The 5,539-nt window shown below is 71.3% G+C and carries 5 protein-coding genes and 1 pseudogene; 1 reads left to right on the forward strand and 5 read right to left on the reverse strand.

What is annotated here, in order from left to right:
• Positions 1 to 257, forward strand: a pseudogene (locus ACWEN3_RS39995) (hypothetical protein); the annotation flags it as partial.
• Between the two features lie 125 nt (positions 258 to 382).
• On the opposite strand, the gene ACWEN3_RS40000 reads toward ACWEN3_RS39995, so the two are convergent.
• The 5 genes from ACWEN3_RS40000 to ACWEN3_RS40020 form a co-directional block, all read right to left on the reverse strand.
• Positions 383 to 1,339 (reverse strand): hypothetical protein, encoded by a 957-nt coding sequence (locus tag ACWEN3_RS40000; protein ID WP_452981709.1) that lies wholly within the window; start codon positions 1,337 to 1,339, stop codon positions 383 to 385.
• A 130-nt stretch (positions 1,340 to 1,469) separates the two neighbouring features.
• Positions 1,470 to 2,081, reverse strand: coding sequence for a TetR/AcrR family transcriptional regulator (locus ACWEN3_RS40005; protein WP_452981712.1), 612 nt, complete (start codon positions 2,079 to 2,081; stop codon positions 1,470 to 1,472).
• Between the two features lie 58 nt (positions 2,082 to 2,139).
• A complete protein-coding gene (locus tag ACWEN3_RS40010; protein WP_452981715.1) occupies positions 2,140 to 3,042 on the reverse strand; it encodes a 3-hydroxybutyryl-CoA dehydrogenase in 903 nt (300 codons plus the stop codon).
• Positions 3,043 to 3,076: 34 nt separating this feature from the next.
• Positions 3,077 to 4,249 (reverse strand): acyl-CoA dehydrogenase family protein, encoded by a 1,173-nt coding sequence (locus ACWEN3_RS40015; RefSeq protein WP_452981718.1) that lies wholly within the window; start codon positions 4,247 to 4,249, stop codon positions 3,077 to 3,079.
• A 51-nt stretch (positions 4,250 to 4,300) separates the two neighbouring features.
• On the reverse strand, positions 4,301 to 5,458 hold the full coding sequence (locus tag ACWEN3_RS40020; protein WP_452981721.1) for an acyl-CoA dehydrogenase family protein: 1,158 nt from the start codon (positions 5,456 to 5,458) through the stop codon (positions 4,301 to 4,303).
• Between the last annotated feature and the right edge of the window lie 81 nt (positions 5,459 to 5,539).

Genomic DNA, 5,539 nt, shown 5'->3' on the forward strand with positions numbered 1-5,539 from the left:
TCCGGTTGCTGGCCGCGGTCGGCGTTGACGCGCCCTCCGTACGCTCCTCGGTGTCCCGGCTCAAACGGCGCGGGCTGCTGCTGCCCGCCTACAGGCCGAGCACCACGAACACCACGAAGGCCGCCGGCCACGACCCCGACTCGACCAGGACGAAGGCTCCCGAGAAGACGCCCACGGCGAGTCCGCCGGCCAGGGCCCTGCGCAGCGGTCCCCCTCGCCAGACCCAACCCGGAACAAGGACCATCCGCCCAGCGTGACGATCAACGGCCGCCGAGGCAAACACCGCACCGGCGCATTCACCCGGCGGCGGGCACACGGCGGGTTCGGCACCGCACCCGCGGCCACCCTCCCAGGGCCGGTGGCGGGCCCGGGACGCGGGGCGTCACAGGCCGACGGTGGCCCTCCGCTGGGCCTGCTCGAACTCCGTGATCGGGTCGCCGGCGTTCTGCCAGGGCCATGCGGTGACGAAGCCGCCGATCCCCTCGAAGACCGCGCCGGCCTCACGACGGCGGTCCGCGGCCATCAGCGCGTAGGCGAGGACGTTGAGGTCGGCGATGGCCCGGGCGTGGCGGAGGAAACCCGGTTGGGTCCAGGTGTGGGCCACCCGGTCGAGGGCCTGGGCGGCCATCGCGTGGGACCAGTGGTTGCGTGCCACCAGCGCTTCGAATCCGCCCCGGCCGAGCACCGAGTGGTACTGCAGCACCTGGGCGGTGAGTTCCGTCGCGGCGCAGGGCGCGTTGGCGGGCATGCGCGCGCACAGGGCGTCGACGAAGTCCAGGACCTGGATGCGCGAGCCCCCTTCCTCCGGGCTGAGATAGCCCAGCATGCTCAGGTAGGCCTCGCGGTTCCAGCGGTCGCGCGAGAGCACCTCGTTCCACACCCCGAACGCCTGTGGCTGCTCCCAGCGTTGCAGGCGTGCCACCGCCAGGAGGGCCACCCAGGGGGTGGGGTCGTCCGGAGCCACCTCGGCAGCCCGGAAGCAGCTCTCGGCGGCGTCGGTCGCGGCCTCCGGGCGTCCCAGGGAACGGGCCCGGGCCACCTGTGCCCAGGCGTACAGCGTGAGCGCGCTCGTGTTGCGCGGCTCACGCGTGGCCCAGGAACGCGGCAGATGCGATTCGGCCAGGAAGTCCGCCAGGACACCCATGCGGTGTGTCCTGCGGTCCCAGTCGCCTGCGTCCTGGTCCAGGAGACGGGAGATCTGTGCGACGCACAGGTCCGTCGTCGCGATCGTGCCGGTCCTCGTGGTCGCGAGCAGGGTCTTCAGCAGCCTGCCCAGATCCTGGTCGTCGAGTTCCGGCGCGAGACGCGCCCGTTTGCGGCGACTTGAAAGAAAAGCCATGGAGGGAGGCTAGAGGTGACTGAAATTCACACAAGGTTTACGACAAGATCGTTATGGAAAACACGCCTCACGCGCGGTTACCTGCCAGTACACTGTGCCCGGCCTACCGGACGGTCGGTTCCGGGCGTCCTCACTCCGCCGGCAACGCGTCCGGAAGTCCCAGCGCGGCGGACACCTGGCGCCAGATGGCGGTGAGGGCCGTGTCCAGGGTGACCGTCGGGTCGCGCAGCATCAGCCGGATCCCGTAGCCGTCGCTCAGCGACAGGACCAGCGTGCTCAGGCCGTCCACGTCGGCCGGCGCGAACTCGCCGGAATCGATGCCACGCAGTACCGCTCCGGCCACCCAGGCGTGCAGCTGCGCGTAGAGGTCGACCGCGAAGGCGCGGGTGGTCTCGTCGCGCAGGGCCCGGGCCCACAGCTCCTGCCACAGCCGCCAGTCCTGGTGGAGTTCGGGATCGGTCGGCAGCAGGCTGCGCAGGATGCGGGCCAGCACGACGGCGGCGGGCGCCGTCTCCGCGTCGCGTTCCGCGTCGAGGGCGGTGTGGGCGAAGGAGTGCGTCATCGCCTCGGTGAACAGCTTCTCGCGTGTGTCGAAGTGGTAGTGCAGCAGCGCGGTCGACACCCCCGCCCGCTCGGCGACCATGCGCATGCGGATCTTCTCGAAGCCGATCTCGGCGATGACCTCGCACGCCGCGGTCAGGATGCGCTCGCGTGTGTCTGCCGTGCGCACCTTGGTGGACACCCTGCCGCTCCCCTCGTCCGGTGGTCGTAGGCCATGACCATCTTCCCTCACGTTCCCCTCATCGCGGCATCGCCGGGACGACCGTCTCGCGCCCTGGCCGCTCGTCGTACGTGTGGAAACCCCGCCCGGACTTCCGCCCCAGCAGCCCGGCCTCCACCATCCGGGACAGCAGCGGGGGCGGTGAGAACTGGGGCTCGCGGAACTCGGCGTACAGCGACTCGGCGATGGCCCGCGTGGTGTCCAGGCCGATGAGGTCCGTCAGGGCCAGCGGACCGAGCGGATGGGCGCAGCCGAGGACCATGCCGCGGTCGACGTCCTCGACGCTCGCGGCGCCCGACTCCACCATGCGGACGGCGGCCAGCAGGTACGGGACGAGCAGCGCGTTGACGACGAAGCCGGCCCGGTCCCGGGTGCGCACGACCTCCTTGCCCAGCGTGCCCGTCACGAAGGTCTCGGCACGTGCCACGGTGTCGGCCGAGGTGAGCAGGGACGGTACGAGCTCGACCAGCCGCAGCACCGGTACGGGGTTGAAGAAGTGCACGCCCACGACGTGCTCGGGACGGCCGGTCGCGGCGGCGAGCCGGATGACCGGGATGGAGGAGGTGTTCGTCGCGAGGACGGCGTGCCCGTCGGCCACCACGGCGTCGAGGCGGGTGAAGACGTCGGCCTTGAGGCGCTCGTCCTCCGCCACGGCCTCGATCACCAGGTCGCGGTCGTGCAGTGCCTCGATCTGGTCGACCACGGTGACCAGGGCACCGGCGGCCTGGCGCTGTTCCCCGGTCAGCCTGCCGTGCGCGGCGGCCCGGTCGAGTGAGCGGGCGATGCGCAGGCGGCCCGCGCGGGCCGCCTCCGCGTCGCGTTCCACCACGGTCACCGGCAGGCCGGACCGCGCACAGACCTCGGCGATGCCCGCACCCATGAGTCCGCAGCCGACGACTCCGACGCGTTCGATGTCGGTCATCCGGGCTTCCCTTCGATCCGTGCCGGGTGTGGTGTCAGGCGGTGGGCAGGTCCAGGACCCCCGAGCCGCGCTTGATCAGCTCGTTGGCGATGATCAGCCGCTGGATCTCGGAGGTGCCCTCCCAGATCCGGTCGACGCGCAACTCCCGGTAGAGCCGCTCGACGGCGTAGCTGCGGTCGTAGCCCCGGCCGCCGTGGATCTGCAGACAGCGGTCGATCACCCGGCCTGAGGCCTCGCTCGCGGCGAGCTTGGCGATCGACGCCTTGGCGTGCAGCGTCTTGCGGTCGCCGGCCGAGGCCTGGTCCACCTCCCAGGCGACCTGGTGCGTGTAGGCGCGGTTGACCGCGATGTCCACGGCGCAGTCCGCGAGCATGCCCTGGATCAGCTGGTACGACGCGATCGGCGCCCCGAACTGCTCCCGCTCCACCGCCCAGTCACGGGCCAGCTCCAGAGCCCGCTCGGCCGCGCCCGTGGTGCGTGCGGCGATCATCAGGCGCTCCTCGGTGAACCAGGAGCGCGTGATGTCGTACCCCTCGCCGATGCCGCCGAGCACGGCGTCCTCGCCGACCTGGACGTCGGTGAAGGTGAACTCGGGGTGCTCGTAGACGAAGGTGTGCATGAAGCGGGGCACGCGCGTCATCTCGATGCCGGGGGTGCCCTTGTCGACGAGGAACAGCGTCGGCGCACGCTCCGGACCCGCGGCGGCGAGCACGATCATGAAGTCGGCGTGGTCGCCGACCGTCACGAACCATTTCTCGCCGGAGAGCACCCAGCCCCGGTCGTTCCTCGTCGCCGTGGTGGCGAGATTCTGCGGGTCCGAGCCGGCGCCGGGCTCGGTGACGGCGTAGCAGTCGCGCCGCTCACCCCTGATCACCGGGACGAGGAAGCGCTCGCGCTGCTCCGGGGTGCAGAAGCGCAGCGCGTTGGCGGGCCGCCACACCATGTCCCACAGGGCGCCGGTGAGCCGTCCCAGCTCCTCCTGCACGGTGACCTGCTCGGCGATGGTGAGTCCGGCGCCGCCCCATTCGGCCGGCATGTTGACGGCCTGGAGTCCCGCTTCGAGGACCGCGTCGCGGATCCTGGCGTGCGCGTCGGCCGGCAGGCCGTTCTCCTCCTCGCACTGGATCTCGTAGGCGGCGATGAAGTCGGTGAGGGCGCGCGCCTCGGCCTTGAGCTGTGCCTGGCGCGGGGTGAGACGGAAGTCCATGGAAGTCCTCGCTGTGCGGTGATGGCAGGGCTGGTGGTGAGGAGGGGGATCTCAGTGCGTGGGCAGGGCCAGGGCGCGGGTGCCGCGCTTGATCAGCTCGTTGGCGATGATCAGCCGCTGGATCTCGGAGGTCCCCTCCCAGATCCGGTCGACGCGCAGCTCCCGGTACATGCGCTCGACGGGGTAGGTGCGGTCGTAGCCGCGGCCGCCGAAGATCTGCAGACAGCGGTCGGCGACCCGGCCGGCGGCCTCGCTGGCGGCGAGCTTGGCGGTGGAGGCCTTCGCGTGCAGCGTCTTGCGGTCGGTGTGCGGCTGGTCGGCCTCCCAGGCGACCTGGTGCGTGTAGGCGCGGTTGACCGCGATGTCCACGGCGCAGTCCGCGAGCATGCCCTGGATCAGCTGGTACGACGCGATCGGCGCCCCGAACTGCTCGCGCTCCACCGCCCAGTCACGGGCCAGCTGGAGGGCGCGCTCGGCCGCGCCGACGGTGCGCGCGGCGATCATCAGGCGCTCGTCGGTGAACCATTCCTTGGTCAGCTCGTAGCCGTCGCCCACGCCGCCGAGCACGTCCTCGTCGGCCACGAAGACGTCGGTGAAGGTGAACTCGGGGTGCCCGTTGACCGCGGAGTGCATGAAGTGCGGCACGCGGGTCATCTCGACGCCGGGCGCGGCCTTGTCGACGAAGAAGAGGGTGGGCAGCCGGTCCGGGCCGGCGTCCGCCTGCACCAGCAGGAAGTCGGCGATGTCGCCGCAGGTGACGAACCACTTCTCGCCGTCTAGCAGCCAGCCGCCCTCGGTGCGGGTCGCCGTGGAGGTCCCGGAGGACGGGTCCGAACCGGCGCCCGGCTCGGTGACGGCGAACGCGTCGAACCTCTCCGCCCGGATCACGGGCAGCAGATACTTCTCGCGCTGCCGCTCGTCACCGTACGCGAGGACGTTGGCGGGCCGCCAGGGGATGTCCCACAGGCAGTTGGTGACCTTGCCGAACTCCTCCTCCACGATGACCTGGTCGAGGAGGCTGAGTCCGGCTCCGCCCCATTCGGCGGGCATGTTGATGGCGTAGACGCCGGCGTCCATGGCGGCCCGGGTCAGTTCGGCGACGAGCTGCGGCGGCAGCGGGCCGCCGGCCTGCTCGGACTGGTCCTCGTAACGCATCAGCAGGCGCGCGTAGCCGGCGGCACGGCACTTCAGATCGGCCGGGCAGGTCACGGCTGACGATGATCTTGCACAGCCAGCGGTCGGTGCCGTCGTAGCGCGCCGTGAAGGACTCCCGGGCGTGCACGACGCTGC

The sequence above is a fragment of the Streptomyces sp. NPDC004561 genome (genome assembly GCF_053602155.1).